The organism is Collinsella sp. MSK.8.10 (assembly GCF_019041915.1).
Taxonomy (GTDB): Bacteria; Actinomycetota; Coriobacteriia; order Coriobacteriales; family Coriobacteriaceae; genus Collinsella.
This window is the reverse complement of record NZ_JAHPYF010000006.1, coordinates 1-16,823: the sequence shown is the minus strand read 5'-3', so window position 1 is coordinate 16,823 and position 16,823 is coordinate 1. Positions and strand designations below refer to the sequence as shown.

Here is a 16,823-nt window from a genome sequence, read left to right as displayed (position 1 = left end):
GAGGAGGCCGTCTCTCTGTGTCGGGGGGAAGGAGAAAAGGTCTGCATGTTTTAGGGATGGCTGCTGTGCTGCGTCATTGGAAGAATGCATGCTTATGCGGCCTCCTCGATGTCCACCAAAAGGTTGCGCACAGGGTGTGCTGCTAGGTCCCGTGCGTTGGCTGTATTATGCCGCGGCTGCCGCAAAGAAGCGCTAAAGAAAGGCTTAACCTGGTTTGGTGTTACGATGAAACCGCAGGTCAAGGCTATTGAGTAGTACTCTTGAAAGGTTTTGAGCTTAAGGGCTTTCTAAGGTTTGTGACGTGGATGTGGCGCGGACGTGCGGAGCGTGTGAATGCTCGCTGTTAGCGCTGCGGTTCTGCGGCACGCACCTGCTCGATGACCTTTTCCATCGTGGAGTCGATGCGGTCCTTTTTGAGTTCGCATTCCCAGATGGTTATGGGCGTCCAGCCCATTTGAGTGAGTGCCGCCACGGCAGCGCGATCGCGCTCGACGTTGCGACGGAACTTTGCCTCCCAAAACTCAACGTTGCGCTTGGGCTGGCTGGGGTTGCACTTGGGGCAGCGATGCCAAAAGCAACCGTTGACGAAGATGGCGATCTTGCGGCCGGGGAAGGCGATGTCGGGCTTGCCGGGAACCTTCCATTCCAGGCGATAGCCGGTGAGGCCCGCTGCGCGCAGGCGCTGGCGAACGAGCAGCTCTGGCTTGGTATTGGCGCGCTTGTTGCCCTTCATGGACTTTTTGATGGCGGCGCGACGGCGGACCAGTTCGCGCTCGTCAGCGGAGAGGTCCGAGGTATCGATGCCGTCCAGCAGGCCAGGCTTGGGGCGTTTTTTGCTACGGCGCTTAGGTGCGCGCTTGGGTTTGGTGGCGGGCTCATCGGTCGTGGTGGCCTCGGCGTCGTTGACAGCGCCGTTGGTCTCAAGCCGATCTTCCTTCAACTCAATCAGCGCATCGATAAGCCCTTTGTCGGCGGGCATCCATTTCACCGTGGCAAGCGAGGTGCGCGGAATCCAACGGATATCAAGCTGACGGTCATGCTTCTGGGGCTCGTCGGATTCATCGGCGAGCGAGCAGTAGTAGCACTCCATCGAGAGATGAAAATCGGGGTAGTCATACTCAACGGTGTAAAAATCGCGCAGGTTGGTGACTTTGACCTGCAGCTCTTCCATGAGCTCGCGGCGTACGGCGTCTTCGGGTGTCTCGCCGCGCATGAGCTTGCCACCGGGAAACTCCCAAAGTCCCTGCATGTCGCCATAGCCGCGCTGCACGGCAAGCAGCTTATCAGATCCATCCTTGCGAATGATCCCAGCGGCAACATGAACAGTCTTCAACAGGAGTCCTCTCTCAACATCAACGCGTGGCAGGCTAGCTACCCGTACCTTACACAACGGTAAGGCAAGCGTAAGCCATATCGATGGTAGCCGACTCGGCTTCTTGCGACTATAGATGCCGTAGACTAATCGCAAGAAAGGACTCGGTATGCAAACCACGCACATGGCGACCCCGGTACTGGAGGTCGCGCATCTCGAAAAGGTATATGGAGCGCTGGGCAACGTGACCCGCGCGCTCAACGACGTCAGCTTTACCGTCAACCGCGGCGAATTCGTTGGCATCATGGGCGCCTCGGGCTCGGGCAAGTCGACGTTGCTCAACTGCGTGTCGACCATCGATAGCGCCACAAGTGGCACCATCCGCATCAACGGCCAGGACGTGACGCGCATGAAGCAGGCCAAGCTTTCGCAGTTCCGCCGCGAGGAGCTCGGCTTTATCTTCCAGGACTCCAACCTGCTCGATACGCTCACGGCACGCGAGAACATCGCCCTGCCGCTCACCATTGCCCGCACAAACTCGGCAGAGATCTCGACCCGCGTGCAGGATGTGGCCGCGCGTCTGTCTATCAGTCAGGTGCTCGACAAGTACCCCTACCAAATGTCCGGCGGCCAGCAGCAGCGCGTCGCCGCCTGCCGCGCGCTCGTCACCGACCCCACCATGATCATGGCCGACGAGCCCACCGGCGCCCTCGATTCCAAGAGCGCCCGCCTGCTGCTCGAGAGCCTGGAGGCCCTGAATCGCCGCCTGCGCGCCACGGTGCTCATGGTCACGCACGACAGCTTTGCCGCCAGCTACACGAGCCGTGTGCTGTTTATTCGCGACGGCAAGATCTTCACCGAGTTGCGCCGCGGCGACACCGACCGCCGAGAGTTCTTCGACCGCATTATGGAGGTCGTTGCCATGATGGGCGGTGAGGGCTCCGATGCTCTGTAAACTCGCTTGGGGCAACGTCCGCCGCGCCGGCCGCGACTACCTCGTCTACCTTTTGACGCTCACCCTGGGCGTCACGGTCTTCTATGCCTTTAACACCATCTCGATGCAGGTCGACATCGCCGGAATCGATGAAGAGGGCTTGGCGCAGGTTATGGGCAGTATACTCGGCGACCTGACGTACTTTTTGGCCGGTGTCATGGCCTTTTTGATGGTGTACGCCAATAACTTCATCATGAAACGCCGCAAGAAAGAGTTTGGCCTGTACCAGGTGCTCGGCATGGGGCGCGGGCGCGTCGCCACGATCATGGCGCTCGAGACCGTGATAGTGTCGGTCGTGGCCTTTGTCGCCGGCATTGTGCTGGGCGTGGGACTCTCCCAGCTCATGACGTTCTTTACGGCCTCGCTCTTTAAAACACAGATCGCCAATTTCCACTTCTTTTTCTCGGTGCATGCGTTCAATCTGACCCTTGCCTGCATGCTCGTAATGTTTGTGCTCACGCTACTGCTGAACCTTCGCGCCGTGCGTCGTACCAAACTCATCGAGCTTATGGGTGCCGAGCGTCGCAACGAGAGCATCAAGACACGCAACCCCTGGATCGCGATTGCCATCTTTGCCGTGGGCGCGGTGCTTGTGGGCGTGGCCTATTACCGTCTGCTACGTGATGGGTTCCCGCTAACCGCGACGGACAGCAAGCTGCAAGAGGCCATGAACCAGTTTGGTATTACGACCGCTATGGTTACAGTTGGCACCTTTGCCCTGTTCTGGGGACTCTCGGGCATGCTCATCAAGCTGCTGCAGAGCCTGCGCGGCGTGTATTGGCGCGGCCTCAACATGTTTACCGTGCGCCAGCTTGCGGCCAAGGTCAACACGGTGTGCTTTTCGATGGGCGTCATCGCGATGCTCCTGTTTTTGGCCATCACCTCGGTGACGTGCGGTATGTCGATTGCCAACGTGATGAACGAGAATCTGGAGCGCTATAATCCGGCCGACATGTCGCAGACGTATGTCTATTACACGCCCGATACGCTCGACTTCTACAAAGAGTCTTTCAATCCGTCTGAGGCCGATCGAATGGTGCTGGCCGATAGTACGGTCGATTTGTACTCCGCATGGCACGGCGATCCATGGCACGGCGATCGTAAGGGCAAGTCGGCGGACAACAACGACGAGACCGGCAAGAAGGTCAGTATCGCCGATGTTGCCGGTGAGCATGTGCAGATCGATTCGTATCTGAGTTACCCGCTTGGCGGCTCGGATCCTTCGGTGACTCCAAGTGAGATGTGCAAGACCATGGGCGAAAAGCTTCCCAAGGCGTTCGGGGGTAGCAATGCCGATACGATGGGTCTGTTTGTGACGCCGGCGAGCCAGTACAACAAACTGCGTCAGATGATGGGCGAGGAGCCGGTGCACATCGGTCACGACCAGTATCTGCTCACGTGTGATATGGGCGGCGAGCTGGTCGACCTGTACACCAAGTATATGGCTGGCGGCCATGCCCTTACCTTGGGCGGGCATACGCTCAAGCCCGCAACCGATAAGTCGGACGAAGATACGGCGGCCATCGCCAACTCGGCGATGGGCAGTAATCCGGGTACCGTCGTCGTTGCCGACGAGCTGTTGTCCCAACTTAATCTGCAGCCGTATTCCAGTAGCCTGCTCGTTAACTACAAACAGGGGATGGATACGACCGAGGCAGACGAGAGTATTAAATACACTGTGCTCGACAATCTGCTCGTTGACGGCAAGGAGCCGGGGTCGTGGGGAACCTTCATCACACGCTCCGAGATGTACGCGCAAGCAGCGCAAATGAACGGTCTTATTAGCTACCTAGCCATCTACATCGGCTTTGTATTGGTCGTTGCATGCGCGGCGATTCTGTCGATCCAGCAACTCTCCAACGTGGCCGACGGCAGCCGCAGCTATCGTGTGCTGGCACAGATCGGCTGCGACGACCGCCAGATTCGCCATTCGGTGATGGCGCAGCAAGCGGTATTCTTCCTGTTCCCGCTGGCAGTGGGCCTGGCGCACTCCTTTGTGGCACTTAAGGTGATCATCGAGCTGGTGAGCATATTCGGAAATATGAGCATCGGTGGCACCGTGGGCCTCACCTGTGCAATCTTCCTGGCAGCCTACGGCGGCTACTTCCTGGTGACCTACCTCATGAGCACCGGCATGGTGCGAGCCGCCATCGCCACCCGCTACAGCGAATAGCAAGCGGGCAAAACCGTCGCAAAATTAGAGGCGTATGACCGCCGCGAAGGGACCAGGGGCCCTTTCGCGGCGGTTTTTGCCAATCTGGTGCGTCTCAGATACAAGTGAGTAGACTTTTTTGAACCTGCCGAGCACATCGCGACAAATGATCTATAAAACTGCAGGTCAGAGCTGTGGCGTTTTAGGGCGTGCTCGGCCTTCTGCAAAAAGCCTACTCACTTGGTTTTTCTGCTAGAAGACCGCCACGAGGGAAGGCAACTCCCTTACGTCGGTTTGGACGTTTGCCCAGATAAAACCTGCCAAAATAAACCTGTTCCTTTTTGGCAGGTGGTTTCAACTGAACGGCGGGCCGTGCGGCTTGGGTGTGCGGGCTCACAATCTGGGGAAACCGAACAGATTGGGGGCTTGTATGATCGATTCGAAGGGAAACGTGCGACCCGAGGGCATGTTTAACAGGGCACGCCTGGCCCCCGAAGCCCAGCTCGCATACGATACGCGAGGGCTAGTCGTTGGGGGACGTTCTTAAACGACTAGTCAAACAAGAACGTTCCCAACGATTACCCAAAAGGAGCGTCTCCAAGTGCCAGCTCTGGCAACGACGCAGGTAGAAAAACGTCAGCGAAAACCCGCCAGAGCGAGCAAGGTGCCTTGAAGCGAGGCGGCATTGACCTTTTGGTCATGCCGTCGAAGCTGAAAGGCAGATTGCCGTTCTGGCGGGTTTGCAGCGTCGAGCAGTTACGCGGTTTGGTAAAACCGCGTAACTAAATACGTTCCGCGATCTCGTGGATGAGGTAGTCGGTCTTTTCCCAGCCCAGGCACGGGTCGGTGATCGACTTGCCAAAGACGCCGCCGTCGACCGGCTGGTTGCCGTCCTCCAGGTAGGACTCGATCATAAAGCCCTTGACCAGCTTAGAGATGGACTCGTTGCGGCGGCAGCTGTCGAGCACCTCCTTGCAAATGCGGTACTGCTCCAGCGGGCGCTTGCCCGAGTTGTCGTGGTTGCAGTCGATGACCGCCGCCGGGTTGGCGTAGCCGGCGTGCTCGGTATAGCGCTCGGCCAGGCGCTCCAGGTGCTCGTAGTGGTAATTGGGGTAGGTACGACCATCGAGACCGATGTAGCCACGCATAACGGCGTGTGCGAGCGGATTGCCGTCGCACTCGACCTCCCAGTTGCGGAAGATGAAGCTCTGGTGCGCCTGCGCGGCGTAAATGGAGTTGAGCATAACGGTGGTAGAGCCGGCAGTGGGATTCTTCATGCCGACGGGTACCGAAATGCCGCTCGACACCAGGCGATGCTCCTGGTTCTCGACCGAGCGTGCGCCCACGGCAACATAGCTCAGCAGGTCGACGAGGTATTGGTAGTTGGACGGGTAGAGCATCTCATCGGCGGTAAAGAAGCCGGTCTCCTCGATGACGCGCAGGTGCATGTGGCGGATGGCCTTGACGCCCTCGAGCAGGTCGTCGGGAGCCTCGGGGTTGGGGTTGTGCAGCAGGCCCTTGTAGCCGGTGCCCTTGGTGCGCGGCTTGTTGGTGTAGACGCGCGGAATGATGATGAGCTTGTCCTTGACCTCCTCGGCGGTCTTGGCCAGTCGGTTCATGTACTCAAGCACCGAATCCTCGCGGTCGGCAGAGCACGGGCCGATGATAAGCACCTTGCGTGCGTCCTCGCCGGTAAAGACTTTGGCGACCTCGGCGTCAAATGCCTGCTTTTTGGCGGTAAGCTCGGCAGAAAGCGGCATTTCCTCGCGGATCTCCATGGGGATCGGCAACTTGCGTTTGAATTCCATGGCCATAGGGGCCTCCTCAATCTATAGAAAGAGCAATAAGCGTATTGTCGAATGCTCGGCATTATCCGCTGTCGCACGCTAAAGTGCAAGCCCTTGTCACCCCGAAACCTACCAAAAAGGGACAGGTTTATTTTGGTCGGTTTTATCTGGGAAAATGTCGGCACTCGCCGGAAGAGGGGGTCGGCGTACGGCACGCTGGTGCAAGTTGGATCTTCTGCGGCATACCCCGTGGGCAAAAAATGGCAAATATGAGTACTGTTGCTGGCGTAGTCTCATATCGAGCTTACAAGATAGTAGGCACAACAGCAAATATGTTCATTAACGTTGGCACACAGAAGCATGCTAACGGGCGTTTTGATTAATTTGAAGGCGTATAGAAGCCGCAAAGAGGTCATTTGAGGCGGTTTTGGCTGCTACTAAAAATGTAACAGTACTCATATTTGACCTTTTTTGGCCACAGGGTCCGGAAGGGGCTGTCAATCGGGCCCCAAGAGAGCTAATTCGAGTGCCGTGGACGAAAAAACGGGGGCGCAGGTTGTCCTGCGCCCCCGTTCTCGGGCGTTATTCGCTCCTTGCGGCCGAATTTACGCCGCCTCGTCGAACTGCGAGTTGTACAGGTCGGCGTAGAAACCGCCTTGGGCGAGTAACTCGTCGTGCGTGCCCTTCTCGACGATGTCGCCGTCGCGAATTACCAGGATCACGTCGGCGTTGCGGATCGTGGACAGGCGGTGCGCGATGACAAAGCTGGTACGGCCCTGCATCAGCGCATCCATGGCGCGCTGAATGAGTTCCTCGGTGCGGGTATCGACGTTGGAGGTCGCCTCGTCCAGAATCAGCGCCGGGCGGTCGGCCAAAATGGCACGGGCGATGGTCACGAGCTGGCGCTGACCCTGCGACAGGTTAGTGCCCTCCTCGTTGATCATAAAGTCGTAGCCACCGGCAAGCGTATGGATAAAGTGGTCGCAACGTGCGGCGCGTGCGGCGGCTTCGACCTCGGCATCGCTCGCATCGGGGCGTCCGTAGCGGATGTTCTCGCGGATCGTGCCGTTAAACAGCCAGGTATCCTGCAGCACCATGGCAAACTCGCCGCGCAGCGCCGCGCGGTCCCAGTCGCGCACGTCGACACCCTCGACGCGCAGCGAACCGCCGTCCACATCGTAGAAGCGCTGCAGCAGCTTAATGAGCGTGGTCTTGCCGGCGCCGGTAGGACCGACGATGGCGATGGTCTGGCCGGGCTGCGCCTCGCAGCTAAAGTCGTGGATGATGGTCTTGTCGGGCGTGTAGCCAAACTTGACATGGTCAAACTCCACGTGGCCGGGGCGCTTCTCAGGAATCTGCGCGTCGGCCTTCTGCTCCTCCTCGGGCGCGGCCAGGAACTCAAAGACGCGCTCGGTGGCGGCAGCCATCGACTGCATCGTGTTGCTCACATTGCCCAGCTGCTGCACGGGTTGCGTAAAGTTGCGAACGTACTGGATAAAGCTCTGGATGTCGCCGGGCGTGGCATTGCCGGTCAGCGCGAGTTGCGCGCCCACCACGACGACGCCCACGTAGCCCATGTTGCCCACCAAACTCATGAGCGGCATCATCAGGCCCGACAGGAACTGCGAGCGCCAGCCACTAATAAACAAGCGGTCGTTCTGACGGTCGAACTCCTCGATCGAGGCCTCGGCGCGGTCGAACACCTGAATGACGTTCTGGCCGGCAAAATCCTCTTCGATAATGCCGTTGACGGCGCCCAGAACCTGCTGCTGCTCGCGGAAGTACGGCTGCGAGAAGTGAATCAGCACGGTCAGGATAATCGCGGCGGCCGGCAGCGTGAGCACGGTGACGCCGGTGAGCGGCAGGCTGATCGACAGCATCATGACGAGCACGCCGATAATCTGCGTCACCGACGTGATGAGCTGGGTCACGCTCTGGTTGAGCGACTGGCCGAGCGTATCGACGTCGTTGGTGATGCGACTGAGCACGTCGCCCTTGCTGTGTCCGTTAAAGTAGCTCATCGGCACGACGGCAATCTTGGCGGCGATCTCCTTGCGCATTCGGTAGCAGATCTTTTGCGTGACGCCGGTCATGAGCCAGCCCTGGATTAGACTGCAGATAGAGCTCGCCAGATACAGGCAGAGCAAAAAGCCGAGCGTCTTGGCGATCCAGGCAAAGTCGACATCGCCGGTGCCGTTGACCTTGGCAACCAAGCCCTCGAACAGTTTGGTGGTAACCTGGCCGAGCACCTTGGGCCCCACAATGTTAAAGATGACCGAGCACACGGCAAAGGCGACGGCGGTAAACACGGCAATCTTGTGCTGGCCGATATAGCCGAGCAGCTGCCTCATGGTGCCCTTAAAGTCCTTGGCCTTTTCGCCGCGACGCATGCCGCCCATGCGGCCCATGGGACCACGCTGGCGGGTGGGCTTGGGAATCTGAGTCTTGGTCTCGTCTGCCATTAGCGCTCGCCTCCTTCCGTGACGGCTGCAATTTCTTCTTGGGTAAGCCCCAGCTCCTCGGCGGAAAGCTGCGACTGTGCGATCTCCAGGTACGCCGGGCAGCTGCGCAGCAGCTCCTCGTGCGTACCGGTGCCCACCACGTGGCCGTCGTCGAGCACGATGATCTGGTCGGCGTGCATGATGGTTGCGATGCGCTGGGCCACGACCACGAGCGCGGCGTCGGTAACGTTTTTGGCAAGCTCTTCGCGCAGGCGCGCGTCGGTCTTGTAGTCGAGGGCACTAAACGAGTCATCGAACACCACAACCTCGGGCTTTTTGGCCAATGCGCGGGCGATGGCCAAGCGCTGGCGCTGACCACCCGAGACATTGGAGCCACCCTGGCTGATGGGGGAGTCGTAGCCGCCCTCGCGCTCGGCGATAAAGTCCTTGGCCTGTGAGATGCATGCCGCCTTGTGCATGTCGTCATCACTTACCATGTCGCCGGCAAACTTGAGGTTGCTCTCGACGGTGCCCGAGAACAGGCGACCCTGCTGCGGAATATAACCGATACGGCGGCGCAGCTCGGAAAGGGTCATGTCGCGCACGTCGATGCCGTCGAGCGAAATGCTGCCGCCCGTGACATCGTACAGACGCGGAATCAGCTGCACGAGCGTGGACTTGCCCGAGCCCGTGGAGCCAATGATGCCGAGCATCTGACCGGCATGCGTGGTGAAGTTCACGCCGCTGATGACGTCGGCACGGGCATCGGGATACTGGAAGCTCACGTCGCGGAAGGTGAGCTCACCGCGCGGCGAGCTGGCCGCGGGCAGTTTGGGCGAGGCAGGGTCGTTGATGCTCGTGGGACAAGTGATGACCTCTTCCACGCGCTCGGCTGCGACCTCGGCACGGGGCAGGATGACCGAAACCATGGTGAGGATCATAAACGCCATGACGATCTGCATGGTATAGGAGATAAACGCCATCATGTTGCCGACCTGCATCACGCCGTCGGACACGCCCTGGGCGCCAAACCAGACGATAAGCACGGTGATGCAGTTCATGACCAGCATCATGAGCGGCATCATAAAGCTCATGGCGCGGTTGGTGTAGAGCTGCGTGGTCATCAGGTCGAGCGACGCCTTGTCAAAGCGCTCGAGCTCATGTTCCTCGCGGTTGAACGAGCGGATGGGCATAAGGCCGTCGAGCAGCTCGCGGGCGGTAAGGTTCACGCGGTCCACAAAGCTCTGCATCTTTTTGAACTTGGGCATGGTGAGGCCCATGAGCACGCCGACGACGGCCGAAACCGCGATGATGGCCACAGCGATGGTCCACTCCAGGCCGGTGTGGTTGGCCAGGACACGCATGACGGCGACGATGCCCATGACGGGGGCCATCAGGCACATGCGGATAAACAGGGTTGCGGCCATCTGGATCTGCTGAATGTCGTTGGTGCAGCGGGTGATGAGCGAGGCCTGGCTAAACTTGCCCACCTCGGCCGGCGAGAAGTGCATAACCTTGTTGAAGGTCTCGCGGCGCAGGTCGCGGGCGATGGAGCAGGCGGTGCGCGACGCCACGGCGCCGGTCAGGATGGTGGCGACGAGCGATACCAGGCACAGCCCAAACATCGTGGTCGCCATGCGGCTCAGGTAGGCGTTCTGCACGTCGGCGGGGTCGATGCCCTGTGCCTTGTACTCGTCCTGTACATAGCTCACGGCGCGCTGGGTGACGATGGAGCCTGACATGGAGCCCATTTTGTCTGCCATTTGGTTGGCGCCCTCGACGAGCTTGCTTTGGTCGATTAGGCCGCCTTCAACGCCCAGACGCAGGCTCTTTATGGTGATCTTACCGCCGTCGGCATCAATCTGCTTTTGCATGTTCTGCGCCGCTGCGGCCTTCTGCTGTATCTCGGCGAGCTGCTCGGGCGTCATCGCCGCCATCTGCTCGGGGGTGGGCATGGCCTGGGCGCCGCTGTTGTCTTTCTCACCGGACGTGCCCATCATGTCGTCCATGGAGCTGGCGTCAATGCCCTGGTTGAGCGAAAGGACGACAGTTTCGGGCAGGCTCATAATGTCGGCGAGCTTGCTGCCGTCGGCGCGCTCGTCCTCGGTGCCCTTGTACGTGCGAATCCCGTTTTTGTCTGCCTTGCCAAACGCAGCCTCTACCGTCTTGGCGTCCTTGGCGCTCATAAAGAGTTCGAGGTCGTCGAGCGATTCGGCGCGGATGGTGTCGGGCACGGGCGAGGCGATGCCGCCTTGCTGCACGCCCACGTCGACGATGTCGCTCATATAGGTAGGCAGTGCCAGATCGGCGTTGCAGCTGATTACGATAAGTACGATAGCTGCGAACAGTGCCAGGACATGCTTTTTAAAGAGCTTGAGAATCCTCACTCGGCATCTCTCCTTTCTTGATTGCGGTCGATAATTTCGTTGGCACGTCTAAGAAGGCGCACCATCTCTTGGGTATCTGTTTCGCCGAGCTGCTCGAGGAAAGCCGCGGTGCGGTCCTCGAATTCCCGGCGTTTGATTTCGAGATCCTGGAATCCCTTGTCGGTCACCGTGACGTGCACGCGACGACGGTCGGTCTTTGAGTGCTCGCGCTCGACCCAGCCCTTGGCTTCGAGGGCGCGTAAGATATTGGCGATGCGGGCGCTCGAGACCCAGGCGCGATCAGCGAGTTCGCTCGGCGTGAGCGAACCGCCGGCGAGTATGAGGGCGCGCATGACGGCCATCTCGCCGCCGAGGGCTTTGTCCGCAAAACGCGAAATGCGCTGATGCATGCTGCCGAACTCGGTAAGGAGCTGACGCCCAAGTTCACGGAAATCGGTATCTTCCACCGAAAACCCCTAACACTAGAAACTATTTTCGGTGAAAGATGATACCCCTGCACGCGCGCCCTATGCGGTAGATTTCTAGGCATGTCCCAAAAATCTACTTGGCCGCTAGGCAAGATTAAGAGTGCATTAAGACTTAAAATCATTCAATTGCTGAAGCGTTTCAAAGAACTACTATGCACGCGGTTAGGCGAGGGGTTGTCACCACCATGACGACTGGGACTCATATAATCGCCACGTGCGATGCTCCAACTTCCCGCAAGGAGACACCTTACATAAAGGGGGATGGAGTCATGGCATTTGACTTCACGGGCAAGACCGCGATTGTCACGGGCGGCACTCAGGGCATTGGCCTCGAGATCGCCAAGGGCATCGTCGCGGGCGGCGGACATGTCGCGCTCATCGCAAGGAACGCTGCTAAGGGCGAGGCCGCTGTGGCCGAGCTTGGCGAGGGCAACAAGTTCTATCAGCTCGATGTCGCCGATGCGCCCAAGGCGCGCGAGACCGTCGAGCAGATTTTTACGGACCTGCCGCAAACCAACATCCTGATCAACTGCGCTGGCGTCATCAGCACCAAGAAGTTCGACGAGATCGATGACACCGAGTGGCGTCGCACCATCGACATCAACCTCAACGGTACCTTCACTATGATGAACGCCGTGTACCCGCACTTTAAGGCGGCCCATGCCGGCACTATCGTCAACGTGAGCTCTGTCGCTGGCAAGATCGGTGGCGGCCTGCTCGGCACCGCGGCCTACGCGAGCTCTAAGGCCGGTGTCAACGGCCTGACCAAGGCAGTCGCCAAGGAAGGCGGCAAGTTTGGCGTCCGCTGTAACGCCGTGTGCCCGTCGCTCACGTTGACCGATATGACCTCGATTCTCTCTGACAAGAACTCTCAGCGTATCATCAACGGTATTCCTCTGGGCCGCGCCGCCCAGGCCAGCGAGCCTGCGCAGATGGTGCTGTTCTTCGCTTCCGACCTCGCCAGCTTCGTGAACGGCGAGATCGGTGACTGCGACGGTGGCATCGTTCTGGACGGGTAATACTCCGCGACGATTATTCGGCGACGGCTCCTGCGACTCGGGACCGTCGCCTTCTTTCTGATATAGGCGCATGCGGCTACGATTCGCATGCATCCAAAGGAGATATATATGAGTGAATCGACTGCGGTGGAGGCGCCGGCGGCAAAGGAGCCGTTCTTTAAGATGTCCTCCATCCCGGGCGCCAATATCTTGGTGCCGCTTCTGTTGGGCTGTCTGCTCAACACGCTATTCCCCGACCTGTTCAAAACGCTCGGCAGCTTTACGCTTGGCATGACCCAGCAGGGCGCTGGCCCGCTCGTGGGCGCTTTTTTGCTCATCGTCGGTACGACGATTTCGTTTAAGAGCGCTCCTGCCGCCGCTGCCCGCGGCGCCATCATCATCGCCGTCAAGCAGATCGTGGTCGTTGCCATGTCGCTGCTCATCCTTTATGTGTTCAACGACAACTTGTTTGGCATCTCTGCCATGGTGATGCTGGCGGCTTGCACCGGCGCCAACAACGCTATGTACGCTGGGCTGATGGGTACCATGGGCAACGAGGCTGAGCGTGGCGCTGTCGCCATCACCACGCTGGTTGTCGGCCCTCCGGTCACGATGATCGTGCTCGGCGCTGCCGGCCAGGCCCCGATCGGCTGGTCGCTCGTGGGCGCCATTCTGCCGATCGTCGTCGGCATTATTCTGGGTAACCTGTTCCCCAGCTTTAAGAAGATGATGGCACCGGCACTTTCCGCCATCATCGTGCTCGTCTTCTTTGCCATGGGCTCGACCATGACTTTTGGCCAGCTTATCAACGGCGGTCTTCCCGGCATCCTGCTCGGCGTGATCTGCTCGGTGATCTTTGCAATTCCCGTCATCGCGGTCGATAAGCTCACGGGTGGTACGGGTGTCGCAGGTGCGGCCATTTCGAGCTGCGCCGGAGCCAATGTGGCCACGCCTGCTGCCATGGCAAGCGTCAACGGGGCCATGTACGGCGGTGCGGTGCTCGCGACGGCTACGGCACAGGTTGCTGCCTGCGCAATCGTTACGGCTATTTTGACCCCGCTGGTCACCAGCTGGTGCTACAAGCATTTTGAGGGCCAGGGCAACGGCGATAGCAAGGCAACGGCCGACAAGGCCGCCGCAGCCGCCTAATGCCAAGCGGCAATCAAAGCTAAAAACTAGCCATGCCACAGGGCGGCCACGGGGGATTCCGTGGCCGCCCTGCAGTTTCTGTAGGGTCTCTGGGACACTTTACCCTGATAAAGCTGGCATAACAGCTAGAGTGAACGTCGTACAAAGGCAAGGAAAAAACCAAACAAATCGGTGAACGGTAGTTGTTCGCGCTCGCATTTCCTGCGGGTTTGTAAAAAACGCCCTTATGATATAAAAAAAGAAACATATAACAGCCCAGATGGAGAGGGTCGCTATGTTATCCTTCTCAAACGGGTGAAATCTTGGGTTTTGGGTTGTAGTTCCAAGGTGGATAAACGTTTTCCCTACACCAACGTGTGGTGAAGAACGGAAGAAGCCGGTAGTGCAAGCCGAACATTCAAGAATTCAATAAGCAGCGGTGTGAGAGAGCGCCGCATTACACGTAACTAGGAGCGTGGTTACACAATGCAGGAGGCATGGGAAGGCTTCAAGGAAGGCATTTGGACGGGAGAGGTGGACGTCCGAGACTTCATCCAGAAGAACTACACCCCCTACGAGGGCGACGAGTCGTTCCTCGCCGGCCCGACCGAGCGTACCAAGGAGCTGTGGGGCGAGGTTCTCGACCTGCTGCTTAAGGAGCGCGAGCAGGGCGGTGTCCTCGATATGGACACCAAGACCGTCACGGGTATCGTGAGCCACCCCGCTGGCTACATCGATAACGCCCACCGCGAGAAGGAGACCATCGTCGGTCTCCAGACCGACAAGCCGCTTAAGCGCGCGCTGCACGTCAACGGTGGTATCCGCATCGCTTGCCAGGCTGCCAGCCAGCACGGCTATAAGGTCGACGAGAACGTTGTCGAGCGCTACACCTTCGAGCGCAAGACCCACAACGCCGGCGTCTTCGATGTTTACACCCCCGAGATGCGTGCTTGCCGCTCGGCTCACATCATCACCGGTCTGCCCGATGGCTATGGCCGCGGCCGCATCATCGGCGACTACCGTCGTGTCGCCCTGTACGGTGTCGACTACCTGATCAAGGACAAGGAGGCCCAGAAGGCTTCCACCCCGACGGTCATGACCGCCGACAACATCCGCGACCGCGAGGAGCTGCAGGAGCAGATCCGTGCCCTCGGTGAGCTCAAGATGATGGCCGAGACCTATGGTTTCGATATTTCCAACCCTGCTACCAACACGCAGGAGGCCATCCAGTGGATGTACTTCGCCTACCTCGCTGCCGTCAAGGAGCAGAACGGCGCCGCTATGTCCATCGGCCGTACCTCCACGTTCATCGACATCTACGCTGAGCGCGACCTTGCCAACGGTACCTTCACCGAGGAGCAGATCCAGGAGTTCGTGGATCACTTCATCATGAAGCTCCGCATGGTCAAGTTTGCCCGTACCCCCGAGTACCAGGCCCTGTTCACCGGCGACCCGCAGTGGGTCACCGAGTCCATCGGCGGCATGGGTGTTGACGGCCGTACGCTCGTTACCAAGATGAGCTACCGCTACCTGCACACGCTCGAGAACATGGGCACCAGCCCCGAGCCCAACATGACCGTTCTGTGGTCGACCCGTCTGCCCGAGAACTTCAAGAAGTTCTGCGCCAAGACTTCCGTCGCCAGCTCCTCGATCCAGTACGAGAACGACGACCTCATGCGCGTCTATCACGGCGACGACTACGGCATTGCCTGCTGCGTGTCCTCCATGCGCATCGGCAAGGAGATGCAGTTCTTCGGCGCTCGCGCCAACCTGGCCAAGTGCCTGCTGTACGCACTCAACGGCGGTGTTGACGAGGTCTCCAAGAAGCAGGTCGGCCCCAAGTATCGCGCCGTCGAGGGCGATACGCTCGATTACGACGACGTTGTGGCCAAGTACAACGACATGATGAAGTGGCTCGCTGGCGTGTACGTCAACTCGCTGAACATCATTCACTACATGCACGACAAGTATTGCTACGAGCGTATCCAGATGGCTCTGCACGACAAGCACGTGCACCGCTGGTTCGCTACGGGCATCGCTGGCCTTTCCGTCGTGGCTGACTCCCTGTCCGCCATCAAGTACGCCAAGGTCCACCCCGTCCGTGACGAGAACGGCATCATCGTCGACTTCGAGACCGAGGGCGAGTTCCCCAAGTACGGTAACGACGACGACCGCGTCGACCAGATCGCTCACGACGTTGTGCACCAGTTCATGGAGTACATCCGCATGAACGACACCTACCGCAACTCCGTGCCCACGACCTCGGTTCTGACCATTACCTCCAATGTCGTGTACGGTAAGAAGACCGGTTCCACGCCTGACGGCCGCAAGGCTGGTCAGCCGTTCGCCCCGGGTGCTAACCCCATGCACAAGCGCGATAGCCACGGCGCCATCGCTTCGCTGTCTTCGGTTTCCAAGCTCCCGTTTCGCGATGCTCAGGACGGCATCTCCAACACCTTCTCCATTATCCCGAGTGCGCTCGGCAAGGAGGACCAGGTGTTCTTTGGCGATATCGACCTTGATCAGCTGGGCGAGTAACTATTGTTAGTGCTATACTAACAATAACGATTACTGATTAGCGCGCCGGTTTCGGCCGGCGCCTATCAATCGAAGGAGACACATTATGAAGGTTTCTGAAGTTTCCGAGACTCAGGCCGATAACCTGGTCCACATGCTCGACGCTTACGCCGAGAAGGGTGGCCACCACCTGAACATCAACGTCTTCAACCGTGAGACGCTGCTCGACGCTCAGGCTCACCCCGAGAAGTACCCGCAGCTGACCATTCGCGTTTCCGGCTATGCCGTGAACTTCCACACGCTCACCAAGGAGCAGCAGGACGAGGTCATTGCGCGTACCTTCCACGACAAGTTCTAAAGGGACTCAACTCCCACCGGAGACCCGGTAAGGCCTACGCACTTTGCCTCTCAAACGTCCTCGCCGCTTCGCGGCTGCGGAATGTTTGCGAGACAAAGTGCTCCCGGCCTTGCCGGGTCTCCTGCGTTGTCGTCCTTTAGGGAACCACGCTAAATTAAATTGGTGTCCTCGGACATGCAAAGAGGCTCGCTGCGCACTTCGTGCGGCGAGCCTCTTTGCGTCCTGACGCTCCTATTTGGCAAGGTGTTTTTTAGAATCCATTTTGCGCTCGGCCTCGAAGGC

At 59.1% G+C, this 16,823-nt stretch carries 11 protein-coding genes; 6 read left to right on the top strand and 5 right to left on the bottom strand.

The features are described 5' to 3' along the window. Nucleotides 1-343: 343 nt before the first annotated feature. The gene (gene vsr / locus KTF55_RS07215; RefSeq protein WP_217108189.1) at nucleotides 344-1,333 is read right to left on the bottom strand and encodes a DNA mismatch endonuclease Vsr; all 990 of its coding nucleotides are present in this window, start codon (nucleotides 1,331-1,333) and stop codon (nucleotides 344-346) included. Nucleotides 1,334-1,481: 148 nt separating this feature from the next. On the opposite strand from vsr, the gene KTF55_RS07210 reads away from it, so the two are divergent. Continuing rightward, nucleotides 1,482-2,267: an ABC transporter ATP-binding protein gene (locus KTF55_RS07210; RefSeq protein ID WP_302052953.1), complete on the top strand. Its 786-nt coding sequence runs from the start codon at nucleotides 1,482-1,484 to the stop codon at nucleotides 2,265-2,267. Next, nucleotides 2,257-4,479: an ABC transporter permease gene (locus KTF55_RS07205; RefSeq protein WP_217108188.1), complete on the top strand. Its 2,223-nt coding sequence runs from the start codon at nucleotides 2,257-2,259 to the stop codon at nucleotides 4,477-4,479. The genes KTF55_RS07210 and KTF55_RS07205 overlap by 11 nt, the downstream gene beginning before the upstream one ends. Before the next feature lie 761 nt (nucleotides 4,480-5,240). Here KTF55_RS07205 and KTF55_RS07200 read toward each other — a convergent pair. The 4 genes from KTF55_RS07200 to KTF55_RS07185 all read right to left on the bottom strand — a co-directional run bounded on the left by KTF55_RS07200 (nucleotide 5,241) and on the right by KTF55_RS07185 (nucleotide 11,519). After that, entirely contained in the window at nucleotides 5,241-6,272 is a 1,032-nt protein-coding gene (locus KTF55_RS07200; protein ID WP_217108187.1) for a 3-deoxy-7-phosphoheptulonate synthase, read from the bottom strand. 578 nt (nucleotides 6,273-6,850) lie between these two features. Next, nucleotides 6,851-8,707: an ABC transporter ATP-binding protein gene (locus KTF55_RS07195; RefSeq protein ID WP_217108186.1), complete on the bottom strand. Its 1,857-nt coding sequence runs from the start codon at nucleotides 8,705-8,707 to the stop codon at nucleotides 6,851-6,853. Further along, nucleotides 8,707-11,073, bottom strand: a complete 2,367-nt coding sequence (locus KTF55_RS07190) for an ABC transporter ATP-binding protein (protein ID WP_217108185.1) — start codon at nucleotides 11,071-11,073, stop codon at nucleotides 8,707-8,709. Before KTF55_RS07190 ends, KTF55_RS07195 begins: the two co-directional genes overlap by 1 nt. Further along, nucleotides 11,070-11,519 carry a MarR family transcriptional regulator gene (locus tag KTF55_RS07185; protein WP_217108184.1) on the bottom strand — a complete coding sequence of 150 codons (450 nt, stop codon included), beginning with the start codon at nucleotides 11,517-11,519 and terminating at the stop codon, nucleotides 11,070-11,072. The genes KTF55_RS07190 and KTF55_RS07185 overlap by 4 nt, the downstream gene beginning before the upstream one ends. A 290-nt stretch (nucleotides 11,520-11,809) precedes the next feature. Here KTF55_RS07185 and KTF55_RS07180 point away from each other — a divergent pair, with 290 nt between their 5' ends. From KTF55_RS07180 to grcA3, 4 genes are all read left to right on the top strand, one after another. Next, on the top strand, nucleotides 11,810-12,559 hold the full coding sequence (locus KTF55_RS07180) for an SDR family NAD(P)-dependent oxidoreductase (RefSeq protein ID WP_217108183.1): 750 nt from the start codon (nucleotides 11,810-11,812) through the stop codon (nucleotides 12,557-12,559). Between the two features lie 108 nt (nucleotides 12,560-12,667). Further along, complete coding sequence (locus KTF55_RS07175; RefSeq protein WP_138340124.1) at nucleotides 12,668-13,687, top strand: 2-keto-3-deoxygluconate permease; 1,020 nt, start codon at nucleotides 12,668-12,670, stop codon at nucleotides 13,685-13,687. A gap of 465 nt (nucleotides 13,688-14,152) precedes the next feature. Further along, nucleotides 14,153-16,204, top strand: a complete 2,052-nt coding sequence (pflB, locus tag KTF55_RS07170) for a formate C-acetyltransferase (protein WP_055310750.1) — start codon at nucleotides 14,153-14,155, stop codon at nucleotides 16,202-16,204. Between the two features lie 85 nt (nucleotides 16,205-16,289). Next, entirely contained in the window at nucleotides 16,290-16,541 is a 252-nt protein-coding gene (gene grcA3 / locus KTF55_RS07165; protein WP_006234861.1) for an autonomous glycyl radical cofactor GrcA3, read from the top strand. Nucleotides 16,542-16,823: the final 282 nt, after the last annotated feature.